Origin of the sequence: Synechococcus sp. MEDNS5 (assembly GCF_014279875.1) — a bacterium.
Classification (GTDB): domain Bacteria; phylum Cyanobacteriota; class Cyanobacteriia; order PCC-6307; family Cyanobiaceae; genus Synechococcus_C.
Map to the genome: position 1 here is coordinate 690,653 of NZ_CP047952.1, position 23,478 is coordinate 714,130.

8 protein-coding genes are annotated in these 23,478 nt (G+C 36.7%); 5 read left to right on the forward strand and 3 right to left on the reverse strand.

Translation table 11 applies throughout. From position 1 onward, the window contains the following. Positions 1-28 precede the first annotated feature (28 nt). From SynMEDNS5_RS03440 to SynMEDNS5_RS03460, 5 genes are all read left to right on the forward strand, one after another. The gene (locus tag SynMEDNS5_RS03440) at positions 29-2,809 is read left to right on the forward strand and encodes an AMP-binding protein (protein ID WP_186584411.1); all 2,781 of its coding nucleotides are present in this window, start codon (positions 29-31) and stop codon (positions 2,807-2,809) included. After that, positions 2,809-7,290, forward strand: coding sequence for an AMP-binding protein (locus SynMEDNS5_RS03445; protein WP_186584421.1), 4,482 nt, complete (start codon positions 2,809-2,811; stop codon positions 7,288-7,290). Before SynMEDNS5_RS03440 ends, SynMEDNS5_RS03445 begins: the two co-directional genes overlap by 1 nt. Positions 7,291-7,409: 119 nt before the next feature. Next, positions 7,410-9,206 (forward strand): AMP-binding protein, encoded by a 1,797-nt coding sequence (locus tag SynMEDNS5_RS03450; RefSeq protein WP_186584431.1) that lies wholly within the window; start codon positions 7,410-7,412, stop codon positions 9,204-9,206. Position 9,207: 1 nt separating this feature from the next. Then, entirely contained in the window at positions 9,208-17,223 is an 8,016-nt protein-coding gene (locus SynMEDNS5_RS03455; RefSeq protein ID WP_186584442.1) for an aminotransferase class III-fold pyridoxal phosphate-dependent enzyme, read from the forward strand. A 2-nt stretch (positions 17,224-17,225) separates the two neighbouring features. Continuing rightward, positions 17,226-18,059, forward strand: a complete 834-nt coding sequence (locus SynMEDNS5_RS03460; RefSeq protein WP_255440366.1) for a phytanoyl-CoA dioxygenase family protein — start codon at positions 17,226-17,228, stop codon at positions 18,057-18,059. A gap of 16 nt (positions 18,060-18,075) precedes the next feature. On the opposite strand, the gene SynMEDNS5_RS03465 is transcribed toward SynMEDNS5_RS03460, so the two are convergent. The 3 genes from SynMEDNS5_RS03465 to SynMEDNS5_RS03475 are packed head-to-tail and all read right to left on the reverse strand — an operon-like array spanning position 18,076 to position 23,468. Continuing rightward, positions 18,076-20,232 (reverse strand): peptidase domain-containing ABC transporter, encoded by a 2,157-nt coding sequence (locus tag SynMEDNS5_RS03465; protein ID WP_186584462.1) that lies wholly within the window; start codon positions 20,230-20,232, stop codon positions 18,076-18,078. 1 nt (position 20,233) lies between these two features. Continuing rightward, complete coding sequence (locus SynMEDNS5_RS03470; protein WP_186584472.1) at positions 20,234-21,982, reverse strand: peptidase domain-containing ABC transporter; 1,749 nt, start codon at positions 21,980-21,982, stop codon at positions 20,234-20,236. Then, entirely contained in the window at positions 21,975-23,468 is a 1,494-nt protein-coding gene (locus SynMEDNS5_RS03475; RefSeq protein ID WP_186584474.1) for a hypothetical protein, read from the reverse strand. Before SynMEDNS5_RS03475 ends, SynMEDNS5_RS03470 begins: the two co-directional genes overlap by 8 nt. Positions 23,469-23,478: the final 10 nt, after the last annotated feature.

Here is a 23,478-nt window from a genome sequence, read left to right on the forward strand (position 1 = left end):
AGCCGTATATTTAAGTACGGCTTTTTTTATGCAGATTGACAAAATCTATACTGCAACAAATATTCAATCTGCAATCATTGCAGGTTACCTTGCAAGTGATCAGTCGGACTATATAGGACAAGTCACGATTCCCATATCAGAGATAAATCTTGATTCTTTGAATCGTTCAATTCAGATGATGTATGAACGACATGAAGCATTGCGAACTGCATTTGATTGGCAAAATCATAAAGGCATTACTGCAGTCGTTGCGGACAAACTTCCCACAGCAGATTACATCAATCAATATTCGGTTAAGGATATTAACTCTATCAAAGATATAAAAACTTTCGAGGCAAATTTAATCAATTTGAATAAACCGCCCTTAATGCGTATTGCTTTAGTTGAATGTTATGAGAAATCATATTTGTTATGGTCGCGTCATCATGCCATCACTGATCAGGAATCAATAAAAATATTCTGGGACGAATTGTGGCATTTTTACAACAAACCTGGTGTTTCACTTCCTAATACGCAGGCATTTAGTGATTTCGCTCTTCTGAAGGCATCGCAGCAACTGGATGCCCCTACTTACCATGATTATCTTTATTTACAAGGTGGTCAACGTACTGAACATTCCTACACTCTTCAGTCCAATGAATTACAGCAGGTACTATATTTACAAAAGGCTAGTAACGTTACCCTGGCTAGTTTTGCTCTTTCAGCGTTTTGTATCGCACTTGCAGAAAAATTATCGTCCGATTGCTTTACAGTAGGTTACGTTGAAACAGACCGTCCCGTATCTTTCAAAAATTGTATTGGTCCTTTCATCAAAGAAAGCTTAATTCGGCAAGATCAAAATCAGTTTGTTACTATTGGTGATCACCGAGATTTTGTCTTTAAATCTGTTCTTCGCCAACGAAATTCAAATTTACGCGTTAAGCATGGCAGTCAAACACAGTACGGCTTTTTATTTGAAGATGACCCCGATACGCAATCTCTTTCTACAGTTGAAAATGATGCGGGGATTAGTGTTCGTCTCAAAGTCTTTTGCAGAGTATCTTTGTTTGATAGTAAGCTATCAATCCATCTTGTAAGTCAAGCTAGCTCTTTCCTCTCAGAGGAATTAGTTTCCTTAAATACTTCGATCTTGCGACTTTTACTTTCAGACGATACTGAGTATATCAATCGCTATCAACAATCATCTCGACAATATTTAATTGATCTCATGTGGAGATCTTGGCGTCAAAACCAAACCCCCGTTCTAGCCGATAGCAACACTCAACTTTCTGGATTAGATCTTTACAACCAAGTTATTGCTAAATCATGCTTTCTTCAATCTTCTATACAGTTAACAACAAATTTAGTGCTCCAAATCAAACCCTCGAGATCAGTAGACTGTGTTGTTAATATTCTTTCTGCTATCAACGTCGGTCTCCCCTTTTTGCTTATCGACGCCAATGAAATTGGATCAGATGTAAAGCAGCTAGCTGACGATTTAAGCGTTGCTAAACTTGAGACTAATTTACCGCTAAATACTGCTTACTTGATCAGATCATCTGGATCTACGGGGAATCCTAAAACCATTCTGATTCATGTTAATAACCTTATTAATCACTTAGAATACAGAGTCTCTGAAAATACTTATAATTCTCGTGTAGCTCATACGTCTTCATGGTCTTTTGATGCGTCATTGACAGTTTTATTTTCCACGATGGTTAATAATGGTTTTCTATTTATCTCACCCTTGATTACTCACTATACTAGCGTCAATGCTTTTCTTGATTTCATAAAACATCATAGCATCTATGAAGTTAATATGGTTCCTTCCCTTTTGCATTTGTTGGCCGACGGTGGTTTAAGCAACACACCAATTCGTAGAATAACAAGTGCTGGTGAAGAGCTTACTGCTGATCTAGTAAATATGATATTGAATGATGATTCAATCCAACTCCTTAATGAATACGGACCCAGTGAATGTACTATTTTAACTACACGTTTGCAAGTTTTAAAACCAGTATTGGATAATCCAACAATTGGATCCCCAATCCCTGGATGTATTATAAAGCTTTTCAACTTCAAAGATTCAATGGATGAAATTTGTATTTCTGGTAATTATGTCGGATTAGGCTATTTGTCTGAACAAATAAAGAATCAAAGTTGCTTTTTCTACGACCAAGGTCACCTATGGTATCGAACTGGCGATGTTGGCAGGTATGACAATCACGGAAATCTTCAATGGTTGGGTAGAATTGATAATCAATTCAAGGCCAATGGCAAAATCTTTAGTACAGAATCTATTGATAACGAAATCCAACGTTTAGGGGTTAACGAGTGTAAGAGTATCTGGTCGGATTCAGTAATTTACATCTTTTTTACATGCAACGATAAAACCTTGATTAATAATGTTTCCTTGAAGGAAGCAATTAAAGTTAAGTTCGGACTCATTTGTGATTGCATTTATCTTGAGGACATGCCAAAAACGGATTCGGGTAAGGTTGATTTGCAAAAGTTACGACGTACTATCCCACACTTAAGTTTTGCTGATCCAGGTCACTCTGAAAAGTCCAATGATCATTCTTTTCTAGAATCAGTAGCTGGACGTACACTTCAGTTAAATAGTAAACCATCACTTGACGTTGATTCATTAACAGCAATTCGCTTGATTTCTTCTGTAAACTCAAAATATTCATGTAATTTGTCTGTTGTGTCGTTGCTTTCTTCTAGTACTTGGAGTGATTTTCTTGATCATCTACCATCGCTTTCTACTGTTCAAAACAATCAATCCACCTCAACCAAAATAAGACAAAAAAAGAGAGAGTTTCAATGATGAAATATGCATATCTTCCCGCCTCAACGTTTCAGAAAGAAATATTTCTATCTGACGTAACATCACTAAATGGCAAGTTTGAGCTTGTCTGGTCTTGGCGCTTTCGCCATGATGTTCCTGTACATATAATCACTACATGCTTACTGCAACTCATTGAAAAATATGAAATACTTAGAACTTCAATAATCATTCAAGGAGATTCTATTGTACAGAAAATTGCTCAAGAACCATCTCAAAGTCAAGTTATTTTTATAAGTGCTTCTTCTGTCACCCGTAATGCTAATTTTTTTAAGAGTTTAGCGGATACATCGTTCGGAATCTCTTTTATTATTGCTCATGACGATATGCATGCTGTTGATTCTATCTTTGCTGTTGCCAGCCATACCATCATTGATGGTTTATCGATTAATTTGCTGAGTTCCGAAATTTGTTTCTTTCTGGAGAACAACCAATTGCCTCAGGATATATATGAATTTCAATTTGCAGATTTGACTGAGCAGCTTGATGCTATTGAACAGAAAAATGTTTCTAATTCGCAACAGGATGATATTTTCTCTTGTGATTCACCTGTACTAAGTATTGGCTTAGATTCACAATGTGAATATTCGAGTACTTGGTTTTCTGAACGTCTTGCTCTAAACACAGTTCTGTCTCTTACTTCATCCAACGATCATCTAACTCTTGTTGGCCGCTTGTTTCAGCAACTAATTTCAAAGCTTGGTATTTTTTTGAATCAGCCAATACTTCATGTGGGTTTGGCACTTGACTCACGTAACTTTTTGAATTTACCCAAGCTTGTTGGTCCGTTGGTTTTGCTTAAAAAAGGTGCATTTAATATCCGGAACCTCAATATTCCTTCAACCTCACCTTATTTATCAGACTTTATATTTGCCTCGTCCTTAGAATCTGATGCGTTATCACTTGTTACTCCGACTACTAATGTAGATGTTTTGTTCAATCTTATTGTTGAATCAGATGCATCTGCTAGTGCTTCGTTTATTACTGTCGATGATTATAATGATGAACGTGGTGCGAATGTACCCCTGACGCTTGATTGTCGAGTCAATCAAGCGAATGATCAACTTAAGTTTTTTTTGAGATCAAACTCATCTTCTTTACAAGCCGAGCAGCTTGCATTGCTAGGTCATTACCTTACTTCTCAGCAAGAATTAAAAGCCCCGCCTGTTACTTCTCCAAGGATTAAAAGTGATCTAATCGGTCTAATTAAGACTATCCTCATAACGAAGGGCCCATATCATTGTCTTCATTGGATTTCCGATGAAAAAGATGTTCTTCATACTTATAATGACTTACGTTGTCGAGTTGAAACTTATTCTCAGTCTCTTAATGACCTTAAAATATCCTCCTGTCGTGTTCTTATCAAATGCTCTAACCCTTTTGAATATATTGCCTCTATGTTAGCCCTGGTGCTTACAAATAATGTTATTGTCCCTTTGGACGAAAGACGCAGCAACGATATCAATCGTGTTCATCTAATGGAATCAATTTGCCATTATGAATTGTCATATGATCTCTATACTGGTAATCCTGTTATTTCCTCATTTATTTCAAATATTGGCACGATTGATTTCGAAAACGAGAGTAATGACATCTGTATTATGTTTACTAGTGGTAGCACTGGCTCTCCTAAGGGGGTCAGAATTACGTCTGAAGGGATTTATCGTCTGCATCGACTCGGCGATGAGCGTTCATGGAATCAATTGAATTTTTTAATGCATTCCGATGTAGGTTTTGATGCATCTTTGTTTGAATTATGGATTCCTTTACTGTCAGGCGGAAAAATAACTTGTATTGATCATTTTGTCTTGATGCAAAGAGGAATCATTGTTGATGTTGACTGTGCGTGGCTTTCTGTTTCTATGTTCACACAACTATTAAGATGTACACGGAATATTCTTAAGGCAAAAGTAATTTGCACCGGTGGCGAGCATGTTCCTTATTCTCTAGTCTCCACTATTGAATCCTGTGGTTTTTTTGAGTGCGGTAATCAGTTGTTTAATGGTTATGGTCCCACAGAATCAACTACTTTTATTTTCTTAGACAAGATAGATCCTTCAACCTACGCTAATCAAGAGGGTATTATGTCATCTTTATTGCCAGGTACTCAGGTTCTACTCCAGAGTTTCTTAGGTCAAGAGACTCCTTTAGGAGGTATTGGTGAACTAATTGTTTCTGGTGATGGTGTTGCTAACGGCTATTTCGGCACTCGTTCTGAATCTGGCTTTTTCTCCGACCAATTTCAATCTTTGTCATATCGAACTGGTGATTTTTTTCAAAGAATATCAAATTCGTCGTATCGTTTTATTGGTCGTGCTGATGACCTGCTAAAAATTTCTGGATATCGCGTTTCGCTTGAACAAATCCGTTTCATTCTCTCTTCATATCTTCCACGTACTGATGTTTTCGTTCTTAAAATTGATGCAGATAGTAGTTCTATATGTGTAGCATTTGTACAATCAAATCGGGTGGTGAATCAGCTTTATCTTAGAAATGTCTTGGATTCTATGAGGCGTTCAGTGCCTCATTATCTTATTCCTAAAGACATCATTCTTGTAGAAGATATTCCATGTACGCCTAACGGTAAGGTTGATAAAAATTTTCTCAGAAGTATATATTATAATAGCGAGAGAGTTGGATTGCCCCAAATTACAGCTGACGAATTGGTTTCGTCAGCCCCTCTTTTCCATGGTGATTTTATTCGTGATATATCTCACCTTACTCACGATTCACTTGCGTTAGTTGGTCTTTATTCGCGCTTGTGCGATCTTGGTTTCGAAGCTGATATTCAGGCCTTAAGCCGTTGTAGAGATACATCTGATCTTTCAAAACTATTTATCAATATTCAATCTGAGTTTCCTGAGCTGTCTCAACTTTCATCACATTCGCTTTTAAATCAATGTTTAATATCTTCTTCTTTCCAAATTGAATGTAACCTCTTCGATCAAGTCGCATTGTTGTGCTATCTTACTACGCTTTTTGAAGTCTTTAATTACGATATGGATGAACCTTTTCATCTGATAGATCGCGTCATACCTCCAGTTAATCCTTCAGATGCTATTTGTAGTTTAGATCATAATGCAGCATTTCCTATCTATTGCACTTATTCAGGCGATGACGTGGTTACCATTAATCTTTATAGTAATTCATCTTACTTTTCTATTTTTGCTTTCCACGAAGTAGTTCAATCTTGTAGTGATTATCTTACTTTTAAAGGCACTCCCTTTTCTCGTCTTTCTAAACTTAAAAGTTTTATCAGTTCTCTCTCTAACCCTTTTTTGTTGCGACATAGCTCAATAAGCATTTCTTCTTTGTTGGCATCAATATATAGTGCTCTCAATATTTTTGATTTTTCCCATAATGAAAAAGTTCTTGTGCTCTTACCATGCCCATCCTCTACTTATATCAATGCATCTCTATTCGAAATTAATAATGGTAGGTTTCTTCCTTTTAATTCAACCCCTGGAGCATCCGACACTATTTTCTTTATAACTACAATAAATAATACTAATTTATCCTTGCCCTCTAAGCTATCTTCAAGAGTTATTTTCGGCTCACTTTCTTCAACACAACTTTCGTGGTTTTTAGATGATGTCTCACTTGTATACCAATCTCCTTCTCATGAAGACTCTCATATCTTAAGTTTCAGATCTCCACCTAGTTCTTGGTTTAGCAAAGGAGTTGATAATGATCATCCATTGATTGTTATCATCTCGCCTATTGCTGATGATTTGTCTCCTGTTCTACCTTTAGCAAAAGCATTTGTTCGAAAAGGCTATTCCGTTCAAGCACTTACATACGGGCTGCTTAATCGTCCTTCTATAGATACGCTTGAGCAACAAGCACAGCGTATCTTAGATTCCATTGACTCTACCATTCCTTGTATTTTTATTGGCTACTCATACTCTGGCTTGATTGCTAATCTTTTGGGCTCGTATTATTCATCGTCTGACGATCAAGTTGTTATTATCGATACGCCAAATCCGCAATTGTTACAGCATGAATTGGAGAAATTATCTTTCAATAGTTCCATTTATTGGCTTTCTCAAGTTTGTCGGCGACTTTTGAAAAGTGTGGATTGCGATGAATTTTCAATTAATAAGATAATCTCTTTTATCGAATCGTCTTCACTCTCTTTCCCCGAACTTGTCATTTCTATTCGATATCAGTTGATTGCAGTTGGAGCTATTTCTTATTCTACTGCAGTAGATGATCTACTCTGTTGGATTGACTCCTCGATTGCCCAATTTCAAATTTTTCGAGATTGTCACTTAAGACCCCTAGATTGTCGGACTTCATATGTATGTGCTAATACTTCAAACTACATGTCGTCTGCACTAGAGTCATGGCATACTTATTGTAATGACCTTCGAGTTATAAATGTTCATGCTGATCACTATAGTATTCTCAAGTCCGTTATAATTGATAAATATATTAATGATCTTCTTGATTCATTTGCTTGATGTTTTATTCAGCGGATCTTGTCTCTAAGTTTTCTCATAATTTCTCGACCTCGAGAAATTCTTTTTTGTCGTATGATCTCGGTAACTCTACTTTTGTGTATCCAGAGTCAAAAAATAGGGTGTTTGAGCGTTCTCAGCTTTTTGACACTATAGATCCTGATAGACGTCCTGTTCTGCTTTTGAATCAGAATAGTAGTGAATTTATTGTCAATCTTCTTGCTTGCTGGATATCTAATCGTCCTGTTGTTCCACTTTGCCTCCCCTCTAAGAAGAGAGTTGATTTCATTGATACAATTGTAGAGCAAACAGGTTCTTTGATCTATACAATAGATAATAATCATAGCCAAGTCTTCAATTTACGTTCTCGTTCTTCTTCATTATTGTCTAATTTAGCCGAAGTAACCTCTGATACATCTAATATTTCCGCTTCAGTTCTTTCTTCTTATTCAATTCCACCAAAGCCCCTTTTCCCCAAATCCACTGCAGTTATTCAATATTCCTCTGGCTCAACAGGTTCTCCTAAGGGAGTTCTTATTACCGCTTCTAATATATCTGCTTCTCTCGAATTAATGTCTGATGCATGGAATATTACCAGCTCATCATCTTTTTATTCTTGGCTTCCTTTGTATCATGATTTGGGCTTCGTATTTGGCATTCTTTTGCCTTTAATGTATGGATGTCGTTCATATATCATTTCTTCTGCCGATTTCGCGAAAAAACCTTCGGTCTGGTTGTCTAATCTGTCTTCCTTAGAGATCACGCATACCGCAGGTTCCACCAGTGGATATGCAATGGCAACTAGGCAAACATACTACGAGTCTTTGTCTTTAAAAGCTTGCGAATTTTGCATGATTGCTGCCGAACACATTAGTTCTACTGTTGTCTCTAATTTTCTTGATATTGCAATTCCATTTGGCTTGTCTTCGAAAGCATTGAGCGCTGCCTACGGATTAGCTGAATCAACTTTAGCTGTCACCGCTGATCGTATTTCAGATTCCCTTTTAACACTTGCTTTCGACCAATCGGGCTTGAATTCAGGTTTTGCCCATCCATCTTCAAATGGGCGTTTGCTTGTCTCATGTGGTTACCCTCTTCCTGATACGAGGATTTCAATTGAAGATCAAGACAAAGTTCTTCCCCCTGGCCGTATTGGAGAGGTTGTTGTTGAAGGGCCTACGGTTATGCATGGCTATCTAGGTGACTCTAATCACTCTCAACTTTTAAAACTTTATACTGGTGATTTAGGCTTTTTCTATAACGGTCACCTATTCATCACAGGCCGCAAAAAGGAGCTTATTATTATTAATGGCAAGAATATTTATCCAGAGGATATAGAGTCTGCTGTTAAGTCTAACTTTAAACTCTTTGCCAATTCAACCTCAGTCTGTTTCTGCGTCGACAATGATGACGGAATGGATACCATTGTTTTTATTGCCGAACTAGATCGCCATGTAAGCATCTCCAGTCCATTATCTTTATTTGACCAAATTAATAAGTTGATAATAGATCTGTCTGGACGTTCTTGCCATGATATTCTTTTTGTTCAAAAAGCCCAAATTCCAAAAACTACCTCAGGCAAATTGCAACGGCTTAAAGCCCGTGATCTTTACTTAAAGCATCAAATAAAAGTTCTTTATTCGTTTTATGATATTCAGACTAAAACACATTCATTACCGTGTGAAGCTTTTACGGCTGAGAAGCTGATTCGTTGGTTGAAGGATTATGAAAATGAAAACGGTGATCCTGTGCTCCGTTCAGTCCGCGGTCAGTTCTTTATAACCCTTGATTCTGTCGGATCCTCTGAACTAAAGAATTTCATTAAATCATCCACCGGTATCATGCTTGATGATACCTTTATATGGGAATACGATACCGTTGAAAAACTTGTCGACTTTCTCCAACTAGAGGGTATTTAAGATGTCTACTCCCGTGTATATCGTTAAAGCCAGCTTTAGACTTCCTTCTGCTTCAAACTGGCAAGATCTTTCCCGTATTAAGACTAGTTCAGATACCCCAATATCTAAAATTGATTCTGATTTTTGGTTGTCACGCAATATAATCACACCAGATTCTGATGATAATATATATGGTGGCGTCGTGCAGAATCCTTTTTTTGCTGATCTATCAGATTTAGGTATTGGTCTTAATGAATGGTCCTGTCTAGATCCTCAACAGCGTTTGTGCTTGTCATTAGCTCAAGAAATTACGACTGACATCACACTTCCTCAGGATACGTCCGTTTTTATTGGTGCTTCAGATACAGGTTGGTCCTTCTGTAATACTCTTGAGTCCGACAATCGGTATCTACTTGCAGGTAGTCACTTGTCAATGACTAGTGCGCGTATTTCATATCATTTTGATTTTACTGGTAAATCGAAAACCATTGATACCAGCTGTTCTTCGTCGCTTGTAGCAATGTCTGAAGCTTTTGAGGCGATCTCATCTGGAGAATGCGACTTTTCTATCTGTGGTGGAGTGAATCTTTTTAATGATCCTTTTAAATTTTTGCAACTGCGGCGAATGAAAATGTTAAGTCCCGACCATATGTGCTTCACTTTTAAGCATAACGCAAACGGTTATGTTCGTAGTGAAGGTGGTATTCTTTTCTTGTTGGCTTCAGAAAACTGCCTTTCTAAATATAGACTTGTTCCTTTAGCGCAGGTTAATGGATGTTTTGTGAATCATGATGGTCTTAGTGCTGGTATTACAGCTCCTTCTCTAGAAAGCCAGATTTCACTTCTCGAACGCTCGTTAAGTGCGTCAGGTTTACATTGTTCTAATATTGGTTATATCGAGTGTCATGGTACTGGTACTCCTCTTGGTGATCCTATTGAGCTCAAAGCGCTCAATAACGTTTTTAATAATAATCCTGTTCTTGTCGGTTCCATAAAATCTAAATTTGGTCACCTAGAAGCTGCCGCAGGCGCTGCTGGTGTGCTTAATTGTCTTTCCGCTCTTCAAGATCATCAACTGGTTCGTGTTGACTCTTCCCCTGCAACCAATAAATTTTCGTTTAGTGACTCCCATCTCAAACACTCAAACGATAGCTCTTTATATTTTGCCAAGCCGACATCTGATCAATCAATGCTTGTGAGCTCTTTTGGTTTTAGTGGTACTAATGCCTCTTTAATACTGTCACCAACTTCAGTTCATCAATCTCGATCAGATCTCAAGGTTGCTTTGTTTCCTGGCCAGGGTCTGTTTGACAAGGAGATTGGACTTCAAGACTATCATGCATCGATTACATATCAACAGATTGTAGATTCTTATTGGTCGCAACTGATTTCTGTTTTGGAAGATTACCCAGTAGATTTGCCATTGCAATTTTGTGATCGTTCCTCCTCACTTTCTCCCCTTGATCAACAATACCTATATCTTGTTCATATGCTTTCTTTATACGACATAAGTATTTCTTCAGGGGCAGTTTATGATTATTTGATTGGTTATTCTTTTGGCGAGTATCCAGCATCTGTTGCTGGTTCTGCCTTGACCTTTGATGCTTGCGTTCTTGCTTTATATGAGCGAGAAAAAATTGTTGCAACTAATCGTGGTCTCTTTCATCTTTATTATATACTTAAATCAAATCTGACATCTGATCTTATAAGTAAATACCTGCCGAAAGAGGTCATCAGATGCAGTTCATCTAGCTCTATTTATGCTATTTCATCATCCTTTTTTGAGCAAGTCTCGTCCTTGGATTCTGCTGTTATAAAGTATGTTGGTGTTGATTACTGCTATCATTCTTCAATTTTAGTTGACCATTCTTGTCTTTCTGATTCTTTTTGCGATATAAAGCTAGATTTATCTCATACCAATTTCTTACCTTCTTGGAGTATTGTTTCTTCTCCTTGTGATACTAGTTGGTCTACCCATTTTCTTAATCCCATCCACTTCAATGATTTGCTTTCCAGGCTTTCCAGCTTTTCCTCATCTCTTTCTTTTGTTGAAATATCAACTAAGCCGACTCTAAAACGGATTGTTTCTCAAAATCTTAATGATAATTTCAAGTATTCTTCAATTAGTATTGCCACTGCTATTTCAAGTGTTCAGCCTCCTAACTTTAAAGTGAGTTCACCAGTTGATGATTCAAATTCGATCTCATTATTTATTATTTCCTTTATTTCACAATGTTCCGGTTTAGCTGAATCTTCTATTGATCTCTCTAAAACTTTCACAAGATGTGGGCTTGATTCTCTTGAGCTTGCTCAGCTTGTATCTAAGTTATCTTCGATTTATTCGGTTCATTTCTCTCTTGAAGAGTTGGTTGGTGATTTTCATGTTATTAATGATGCTATTTGTGAGGCTTTGCGTCGATCATCATCAATTTCGAATCTTGGTCGTGATGTTGTTGCAAATTCCACTTCCCCAGATCTAATACTATCTCTGGACGAATCAAATCATTCTGCGGTTGCAAAGCCTGAATCTAAAGATCTGAACCTAAAATATAGCCGTGCGGAGATTGTTCATAGTGTTGAGCTCAAATCCAGGCTTGTTGATAAGTTAAAAGAATCGAGTTCTGTTCGTAATAGTTTTTCTTCCCTTGCCGATCCTCGTTATTCCGCTGGATATTCACCACTCTACCGGGATATCCAAGTTCCTGTTGTTGCTAACAGTGCATCAGGCTCACATATTTTTACCAAGGATGGTCATCAATTTCTTGACTTTACAATGGGTTTTGGTGTCCAGCTGTTCGGACACAATCCTCCTTTCTTAAAGGGATCACTTCTGTCCGCTTTTGAAAATAACTCTTTATTCATAGGTCCGCAATCTTCTTTGGCTTCAGTTAACTCAAAGCTTCTTTGTGAGCTTACCTGTCATGAACGATCTGTGTTTTGTAATACCGGCACTGAAGCAGTTATGACTGCAGCGAGACTTTCTCGTGCTTATACAAGTCGAGATAAAATTCTTATTTTTAATGGCTCTTATCATGGGCACAATGATTTTACCCTTGCAGCTCAGTCGGACGTTGACGGAAGGACTTCTCCCTCTTCCTTCGGTACGCCTTCTTCTTTCCTTACTGACACATTAATTGTTGATTATCACGATTTAGATTCAATTCATCGAATAGTCCATCAACATCATTCTGACTTAGCTGCGATAATTGTCGAACCTATTCAATCTCGAAAACCCAGCGTAGATGTTGTAAAGACTCTATTATTATTGCGAAAGCTTTGTGATCAATTTAAAATTATTCTTATATATGATGAGGTACTGATTGGATTTCGTTGCCACTATCAATCTACTTATGGCTACTTTGGTGTTAAGTCGGATCTTAGTACATATGGCAAAATTATTGGTGGAGGTTTGCCCATAGGTGCTGTCGCAGGTGATTCAAGGCTTCTTAATCTTATTGACGGAGGTTCCTGGTATCAATCAAATAACGATCCGTCAAGTCAACGAGTATTTTTTGCAGGCACATTTAATAAAAATCCGTTAACTATGATTAGTTGTCATGAAGTTCTTTCATATTTTTTAAGCGACAAGGGATATATTCAGGTTAAGCTGAACAACCTTACTCGTCGTTTGTGTACTCGTCTTAATCAGTTTTTTGTTGCCAGAGATGTTAATATTCGTGTTTCCTATGCATCTTCGGTATTTCGTTTTGTTGGTGCACCCTTAGCTTTTTACTTTGAGCTTCTATCTCGTGACATTTATATTTGGGAAGGACGAACGCTCTTTTTATCTGCATCTCACACTGTTTCGGATATTGATTTTTTTATAGAATCAGTTGAGTCTTCTGTTAATTCATTACTTCTAGCCGGTGTTTTAGATTCATCTTCTTTCCAGGCCCCCATTTCGTATCTATTAGATACTAATCAATTATCTCTTTGTGCAGCCTATATGAAGCTCCCTATCGAGGCGCAGTCTTTTAATCAAACTGTGACTTTATCTAATTTTACTTGCATTGATTTTCCTGTCTTTCTTGGGAAAGCGCTTTCGCAAATTAGTTTAGAAACTTCTTTGTTTGGCATTTATGATTTGATATCTGCAAGATTTTCCCCCATAGACTCTTCTGATTCTGATTGGGTAAGATACTATGCTGATGATTCATCGATTATCCAGAAGTTTAATCCTTCAAACTCCTGCCATGTTCAATGTAACGTTATAGTTAAAAATAATCAAATTTGTCAAGTACATTTTTGTTTCGCACATTATGCAATAGATGGCAAGGGAATTAACGATCTTTTTCTTCGTATTTTTAATGGTGTTGACACTCAACCTATTTCTCTTTCACTATCGAGTCCTACTGTCGACATTACAGATCAACTCTTACCGCTGTTGAGAAAAGAACATTTCAATAATTTGCAACGTGGTTCTTCCATTATTCGGAAACAATTTCCTTTATCATCTGTAATTCGCGATCAGCTTGTTTATATCTCTGAGAAATACAACATCTCTTTGCCTTCTTTGATTCTTGCTTTCTATATCAATGCTTTACAATTTTCTCTTAACATTAAATGCCTTATTATCACTATTTTTGGTACTCAGACATTGGTACCCTCTGATGCTTACCTTTATAATTCTTTTGTTTCTCCACTACCTCTAATTATTAGCTCGTTTATTGATTTCAATGACGATGATTTTTCATCACTTCAAAATTCTTTATCAAAGCTTGTTTTTAATTCATCTGTAGATTCTAGCTCTTTAGCAAAGCACTTTGATATTCATTCTTCCACTCTTCACTATCCACTGTCTTCCTTTGCTTTTAACTTTGATAGGGTTTCACCTGTTTTTTCTAATTCTGATATAGATGTTTCATTTAACGATTATCCACCATCTGTTTGTCGGTGGAATTGTTTTTTAAACGTCACCGATAACTCAGATTCTCTTATTTTATCTATTGATTATAACCCTTCTTTGTTTAGTGCATCAGCTATTGATGATGTCATATCCCATTTTTATAGAGTGCTTGATCTTTTTCCTGCATTCCCTCCAGAGTTCAGTCCATTTCTTCAAGTTTGTACAGCCCCTAGTCATACTTACTCAAATTTGCCCGATAAATTTTCACCTCATTACTATCTTGCATCATTAACCTCCGATTTTTCAAATCATTCTATACGTTCTTGCTCTTCTTCTATTTCTTGTAGAGAACTCCATACTTTTATTAATGAATATTCCCAAGATCTTTCACGTTATCAAGATCCAATATTTTGTATACGGTCGGACGATATTGTCTTTCAACTTCTTCTCATTCTTACCTGTTGGAATGTAGGTCGGCCTTATATTCTTTGGAACCCGCTCGAGTCTGATGAAATTAACTTCTCGCGGTTATCTACTTGCGGTGTGAGGTCTGTTATTAGTCTTAAAAATGATAGCTTATGCGTTGATCTTTTACCTTTTGATTCTCACGATATCTTTTTTCCTAAATCTTTTAAAAATCTAGCGCATTTAATCTTTACCTCCGGTTCTACTGGCAATCCTAAAGCTGTACCTGTTTCTATTGATCATTTGTCATCTTATCAAGATGCTATTGTTGACAGGCTTACCATTTCTCAAGATCATAATTCTTACCGATTTGGTGTCATTTCGTCTCTAAATTTTGATTTTCCTTTTACTACAATTTTGCTCTGGTTAAGGACTGGTGGTGAAATTTTTCTTGCTGATTATAACGCTGTCAAGTCTCCTCAGTTTTGGCTAAATATCGATGATTCTTTCTTTTCTTTTTTGAAAATTCTACCACCTTACTTTACGGCTCTTCTCGAATTTGTTCCTATTCAAAAGCTAATACCATCAGATATTTTATTATTTGGTGGTGATGCCTTGCAAAACCAACTTGCTCTTCGTTGTTATTCAGCGTCAGATCGTCTTAGGATATTTACACACTACGGTCCTACAGAAACTTGTATCGGTTGTTCTACATTTTTAGTTCCTCGAGATTGTTCTACTTCTGGTATAGTACCTGTTGGTCAATGTCTAGCGGGTTATGAAGTATCAATCGAAGCTATATCATCTGATTCTTTCTCCCGAGATTTAACTTCAAACATTAGTCAAAATATCGGTCTTATTATCATACATACTAATAACACTTATGGTAAATATTTTGACGGCACGGTAGAACCATTTCACTTATCTGATAACTGTTATTCATATAGTACTGGTGATATAGGTTTTGTTGAAGATGGTGATCTGACTGTCCTAGGTCGTATTTCAGGTTTTTTAAAAATTAATGGGTATCGAGTCTTTCTTTCTGATATAAGTAATCGTATTTCACTTCTTTTTCCTGATTTATCTTTTCATCTTTTGCCCTTATTAGATTTAGTATCAGGCTCACATCGTGGTGATAATTTTGTTTTATTCTATGTCGACTCCACTGTTGTCACTAATCTAATATATCAGACATTACATGAGTCTTTACCATCCTATTTTTGCCCATCGCGTATTATTTCTCTTAATGAATTTCCCTTAACAACTAATGGCAAGCTTGATATATCTGCTCTCACTGAATTATTAAACACAGATAATTATTCGTCTGATTCTTCCAATTTAGATCCTTATTCTGTATCAGATCCTTCATTCTCATTTTTTCTTTCACATTTTCAACCTTTATTCCCTGGTTTAGACATTTCATTAGACTGTAATTTCTATCAGCTTGGTGGTGATTCTCTGCTTGCTATCCGACTCAGTGCCTCATTTCTTCGTTCTGATATCAATGTTTCTGCAGACACTATTCTCTTAACTCCAGATTTTAAAGATCTTTATCAAGCTTTTCTTGCTGCATCGCCTTCATCGCCTTCCTTGCTACAACCTTCTACTCATTATCATCTTACTCCATCCCAATGTTATACTCAACACTACTTTGATATTTCCAATTGGTTTTTTACTGTTTTAATTGATTGCACTAGTTGTTCTAATTTTGCTGACGATTTGTCCAGTCTTTTATCTCTTTCTAATTTTAACTCCTTTTCATTATCTTCATCTGGCTCTCTTGATCTTTTTGATTCTTGTCCAATACTTATATCTGACCATATTTTTACCTCTTTTGATTCATTTGATAGTCAATTACGTTGCTTAGCCGACACCTGTATCTTGAATCTTAACTCTAAGATTTCTGCCAATGTTTCAATTACTCGTATCTTTTTACAAGACGACGAATCGACTCTTTGCTTGTGTGCTTTTCCTCATTATCTAATTGACTTTCTTTCTTTGCAATTGCTTTTAGATTCCGTTTCTTCTTCTGCAATAGACGTAATTTATCCTTTGGGATTTTCTCCAACTTTTAAAACACCCATAGATTTTCCTTTTCACCTCCAAGCTATTCAGGATTGCGAAACTTTACTTGTTGCCACTTCTGATTTTCGATCTTCATTCTTACCAACTTCGTTTTTGCTCCATGAAGAAATTGTTACTCTTCCTTTTGCTTTACAGTCTTCCCGTTTTCTTCCTTTTTTGATCAAAGCTGTATCTTTATCGTTCGCTGATCATTCAGTGAATTTTCCGCTTTTAGATCTTGAGTTTGCATCACGTGATTACAAAGATACAAATTTGTCAAATTCGTTGGGTTATTTCTCGATTCATTTACCTTGCTTCTTTCCTCAATCTGATATTGACTCTATTTCCTCACGTCTCCGTGATATTCAGGAGAATTCAGCTAACCTATTCTCTTACCTCGCTTCGAACCCCGACTCGGTCTCAAAGTTACCTATCTGCTCTATTAATTGTATTGATAATTTCAATTGTGAAACTTCAACTGGTGTTTCTATTATTGATCATTCTCTTTCGTCGTCAGAATCTTATCCACTTGCATGGAGCCCGTTTATGATTGAATCAACTATTAGCTCATCCAATATCAGTTTAAAGTTGTATTATGATAATGATGCTGTATTATCTGAAATAGTACAACGTTTTCTATTCTATCTCCAGTCTCTCATTGATGATCAAAAAGCTTTGCTTTCTTCTGATACTACTGATATCATGAATCGTTTGGGGTGGTGACTATGCTCAATTTTCAAACATCTCTTGACCGAGATGGTTTTGTAAAAATTCCATCCTTTGTTTCATCTTCGTTTGTTTCACTTTTGCAACATTCTGTTGATATTGCCATTGAGACTCGCTGTTCGCCTTTCTTTCGTGACTTAAGTGATGATCAAGATGGATCTTTTTTATCTGATATTTGGTCATCATTTTTTGTTTCAAAATTTCCTGTTGACTATATACCCGACCAAGTCCCTTTTTTAATTTCCACTTTGATGCGCTGTCCTTCAGTTATCCTCCTTCAGGATACATGGTTTCGTCGTACTTCCTCATGTACTGTTTCTATCCCTTGGCATCATGACCAGTCCATTGAGGGACCTTTCTTTTCCGTCTGGATTTCCCTTACTGATATACCTTTTGGCTCATCTCTACGTTTTGTGCGTGGTTCTCACAAGACTGGCCTTCGATACCTACCCTCATCTTTTTTTCAAACCGACTCTTCAAATGATGAAGTAAACGCTATGGAATCTTTTTACCGCGAATTTCACTATTCTGATTCTCCCGATTATCAGCGTCATTTTGTGCCAATACCCCCTGATTTAGAAACTAATGATTGTTATGATATCGTTTCCGTTCCAACCTCCTCTGGTGATATTATAGTATTTAATGGATTGACTTTACATTCGTTACCTTCCAATAATGTTGATACATGTGGTTTTGTACTTAGATGGATCAGCGTTGATTCTGTAGTCTCTCCTTATTCTAATGATGTCCAGATTGCTTCTAAATTCTTAAATGTATCTCTTAATGCTGGACACCCAGTAAATGATAATTTTTTTAGAAAATATGACTTTTAATTCACTTTATATGTGATTATGCATTATGTCGATTCAAGTATCCTTCTGGATTTTCCTTTAATTGCTCGTATTTTCCACTTTCAACAATTCTACCCTCCTTCATAATTAAAATATTATCTGCCGATTCAATTGTACTCAATCTGTGTGCTACAGCAATTCTTGTTATTTGCAAATTGTTCAACGTGTCTGTGACAACTTTTTGAGTTGGTGCGTCCAATGCACTGGTTGCTTCATCCAAAATCAGTACTTTGGGATTGCCAACAAGAGCTCGTGCCAAAGCGATTCTTTGTCTTTGTCCACCTGATATATTCGATGAGCCTTCTTCAATGAATGTTTCTAATTTATCAGGCATTTCATTTACCAAATCAGCTAATGCTGCTTTTTCGAGTGCCTCCCATATTTTACTGTCATCAATATTTCTTCCTGCCGTTAAAATTTTTCTAATGGTTCCAGGCTGGAGAGGGGTGTTTTGCATTACTACGCCTAATTGTTTTCTGTAATGATGAATTGACCATTGCTCAAGTGCTAGTTTATCGATAGTCAAAAGTCCTGATTGTTGTTCGTCAAATCCCATAAGAAGTCTTAGTAGAGTTGATTTACCGCACCCACTATATCCCGTTATTGCAGTATATTTATTAGGTTTAATCTCAAAGCTTAACTCATTAAGTACTGGTCTGTTCATGCCCTTGTAACTAAACACCAAATTTTCACCTCTGTAATCACCATTCAGATCTTTCCTTATGGCCTGATCGCTGTAACCCTTTTCTGGCTCTGCGTAAACAATTAGGCTTGCTCTTGCCCAAAGACTTCTCAGGGTTGCGAGACTCACTGATATCGTTACAGCAGATGCAGATAGTATTGAATTAAATCCTGAAAATGCTGCTAGAAATCCAATCCAACTGGCTATCTGCGCTGCTGTGAATCCTGTAATTTCTCTGGGATTCAGTAATATTATTGAAACGATTACTGTTAATGTTCCAATTGGATTAACAGAAATTGCACCAGTGTTTACCACAGCAGCTGTATAACCCATTTGACTGTTAGTGTAAGCTGTTTTTATTAATTTCTTCATCCATACAAGAAATACAAACGGCTCACTTCCTGACGTTCTTATTTGTGCAACACCTTGGATTGCTTGTAATGAGTAATTTGTTACATCTGCGTATTGAGAAAATAGCGGAACCAAGAATTCACCTTGTTTTAACGAATATTTGATGACTATAAATGTATTGATTATTGTAACCGCAAGGGATATCCATGTTAATGTCTGGTCATATTGAAACATTAATATGAAAAAACTGAATGCAAAAACTAGATTAATGACAGCAATTAAAAACCCTCCCGATATTGCCGATCTAGCTTGTGATATTGCAGCTGCTCTTGATGCGATGTCACCGATACTATTTTCACGAAAAAATGGTACCGGTAATCTAACCAACCTTGCCCACACGGCAGTTTGAAGCCGCACATCAATTAATGCTTCAAACTCTACCTGGAAAAATTGACTAAATGCCGTTACTGTTAAGTTAAATATAGCAATTATTCCCACCAAAATGGCTACTGTTATCAGCAAGGAATAACTGGATTGCGGTAATACATCAGCAACGAGGTAATTAGTTATCATGGGAGCAGTTAGTCCCATTAATACGACAGTTATCGTTGATAATATAAATGCAATTAAGGTATACCATGACGAACCTAATGTAAATTTTATGGCATCTAACGGACCCCTTGTATCATATGAAAGTTTTGCGAATATTTCGTACGCATAGCACTTACTTACTTCGTATTCAATCTCCAGCTCATTATAATTTTTATATGGGAGAAGTTCATCAGTTTTTGGATTATAGAGCCAATCTTTACCCTTTAATTTTATAATCGCGATCGCATTTCCCTCTCCCAAGTCAATGACGGTGTTTAAGCCCGTTCTTAATTTTGGTGATTCTTCAGGGCTTACTTCTCTGTACAATACATCATTGTACGTCAAGAACTCGTTGAGTTGATCAGTGGCATATTCGTTTAATTTGCTTTTGTCTTCTAGAATGTTATAAACTTTTGACATTACTTTAAAGTAAATACTCGAATTTTCATCCACTAATAAAATATCACTTTTGTAGTCGCTTGATTCGAGTTGAAAAACATTTTGAAGGTTTTCTTTTGAAAAATCTTTCATGTTAGGCTTCCTCCGCTTTTAAAAGTTCTGAATATCTACCAGGTTGATTCCTTAATAGATCAGGTGGACCCTTTTGAACTATTTTTCCTTTATCAAGTACAATTACATAGTCACTAATTTCTGCAGAGTGCATTCTATGAGCAACTGTCACTAGAGTAGTTTTCACAGACTTTATGTTTTCCATCACAGCCTTTTCTGTATAGTCATCTAATGCACTCGTCCCTTCATCAATCAACATAATGGTTGGTTTTCTAACCAATCCCCGCGCTATTTCAATCCTTTGTTTTTGACCACCGCTCAAATCGCTTCCATTGTCATTTAATGTTCTTTGGATCCCTAAGGGATACGAATCGATTTCATTTTGCATGAGTGCTAAAGAAGCAGCTTCGTAACATTCCTGGGGAGTAAATCGTGGATCCCATAATGAGATGTTGTGGTGTAGAGTATCGCTGAACAAAAACATATCTTGTGGTACATAAGCTATTGTTTGTCTCATTGTTAAATCTGTATGCTCTTCCCATGAAATTCCATCGTATCTTATCATTCCATTGGTCGGATGGTACAATCCTGCAATTATTTTGATAAGTGTACTTTTTCCAGATCCACTACCTCCAACAATTGCTAAATGATTTCCAGCTGGTATTTCGATGGTGATGTCTTCAAATAAATCATTCTTAGCACCTTCGTATCTAAAACTAATATTATCAATTTTTAAATCACCTGTTAATTTTATGGCTGCTACGCCTGATTCTCGACTTTTATCTTCGTCAAGGCTTTTTACGTAACTCTCCGTTGTTTCACTAAATAGTAAGGATATTCTCCCAGAAAGTCCACTTAATGTTTGTAAAGCTGAAACTAGTTGTGGTATTTGATTTATTGGAGTTATAATTGTTGATAACAAGAATTGGTATGCTACTAATGAACCAAGCGATAGTTTTCCATCGAGTATCAAAAATCCTCCCAAAATAACAACTAATGTTTGTAATAGGAAAGATGATACCGTGCTTATCATTGAACCTATTGCGTTGTAGAAGCTTTGATTTTGCTGTTGATTGACAGATTTACCAAAGATTGATGCCCAGCTTTTAAAGAATTCTGATTCTAGTGCTGATGCTTTTATGCTTTCAATGTTAGCTACTGCATTTAAGCCCTCACCTTCTGCAAGACCCTTATTAACTGCCAACTCCCTGTTAGCTGCTTCTCTTTTTGATGTTATGTAAAACGAAAGCGTTACATTAGTAACGAGAATTATCGTACTTAAGATGGTTAGTTGTGGAGATATTATGAGTGAAAATGTTAGTACTATTAACGCTCTTACAAGAACAATTGCAAATCCTGTCACTTGCGTTACTAGTTGTTGCCCAACTTGCAGTGCAAGTCCTATTCTTCCGGCTGTTTCCCCCGAAGGATTGACTGCAAAATAACTGTAAGGTAACGAAAAAATCCTTTTAAAAATTCTCACTGAAGCAGATTTAATAATGAATGCCTCAATCCTCACGAGTACTACTGATTGAATTGCGAGTAGTGCAACCATTACGAGTGTACTTATAAGTAAAAGCCATGCAATTGGTATTGCAAAGTTGTCTCTTACATTCAGAAGATATCCATCAATAAACTGTGACGAAGAGCCAGCAATTATTAGTGTTGGTATAGTCACTGCCAAAGAAATTGGTATTAAAAGCAAAAAGCCTTTGTTGTACCTTATAAGTATTGGAAATATCCATCTGAAGGAATTAATTAACTTATTCATTTGTTTTTCCTCCCTTCAAACTAGGCGCATCTGTTTGCAACCCAAAAAATCTTCTCAGTCTTGGTATCATTAGTTGTAGAGGTGTATACTCTGTCGTGGTTGCTTGAACAGCCAAAACATTGCCAATTTTGACCGGAAAAGGAGGTATAGCTCCAGAATTCCATATGTAGCACGTTTGTGTTCTATTTGATTTTGTACATTCCCTCAAGTTTGTGTTTTTATTTTTCTCCAATTTTATCAATACTCGGTAAGGAATTTGCAAATTATCAATAAATGATTTTGCGACTTGACTACTGCCGCTAACACTGTTTATTGCCTCGAGAGACGTGGGGTTCTCATCAATTGACACGATTTTGCCTCTAATACCCCCGTATTGTGATCTTGATATGCCGAGAGGAGTTGATAATACTCTCATCCCGGGAAACACCTGAGATGCTTTTTCTGCTCCAAAAAATGCGTATGTATATTCTGGTAACTTTGGCGGTCTGTCTGTAAATTCAAAAATAGGTGTATTTTTTTTGATAAACGTGTGATTTACTGATGAATACTCCACGAGATACCCATCTCGAGGCATGTATACGTATGAAGTGGATATGTATTTGTTAACTGAATCTCTTAATTTCGTTACTGATGCTACAACATTATTAACAGCCTCATTGATTCTGTTGTCAACGTTGTTTAGTTCAATTGTAAGCTGTTGTGCTTGTTGAAGGTATTGTTCACCCAAAGAATAGAAATTCGATGTTGATGATATTCCGCTTACATAGGTATTATTAGGAACGTAACCAGCCTTATTGAGTTTTCTTAATGTTTCCTCGAAGTTGTTGTTTGTATCGAAATGCACAGCTACATCATTGTATGCGCTTTCTAGCTTTTGCAACCTTTTATTATACGATTTTTTTTGTACTAAGTAGGTTGCCATGGTTCGTTTTAAGGATTGAAGTTCAGATCTTGCATCTGTAGCGTCATTGACAATTTCTACTTTTCTCTCTGGGCTATAAATATAAGCAATTACCTGGTTTTTTTCTAAGAACGGAAACTTTGAATCAAAGATTGCCCTTCCACCTTGACCAATACTTTTGTCGTCGACAACTGTTTGTGTTGTTATTTTAATCATTCTATCAATTTTGGTCTCGAACTCTCCCATTGCTATTACTGATGGATCATTTATGAATACTTGCGAGCTTTGATTAAATTCATAGATTTCATCCAAGAATCTACTCACAAATTTAAGTGTTTCTTTTCCTTCAGTGTTTGTAGAAATTTCTCCTTTTTCATTCCTTACATAAATTAATGTCCCATCACCGGGAGAAACAACTGAGGACAAACCTCCTGGTGGTGTGACTGCAGCGAGGCCGTCGACTTGCCATGGAACCTTTGCAAATATTGCCCAAGCTGCACCAGCGGCACTTACAGCAATCGTAACCTTCAGCAAAATACCAATTGGTGCTGATAAAATTTGAATCGGAGTGTTTTGAGTAGTCATTGTGATGTGT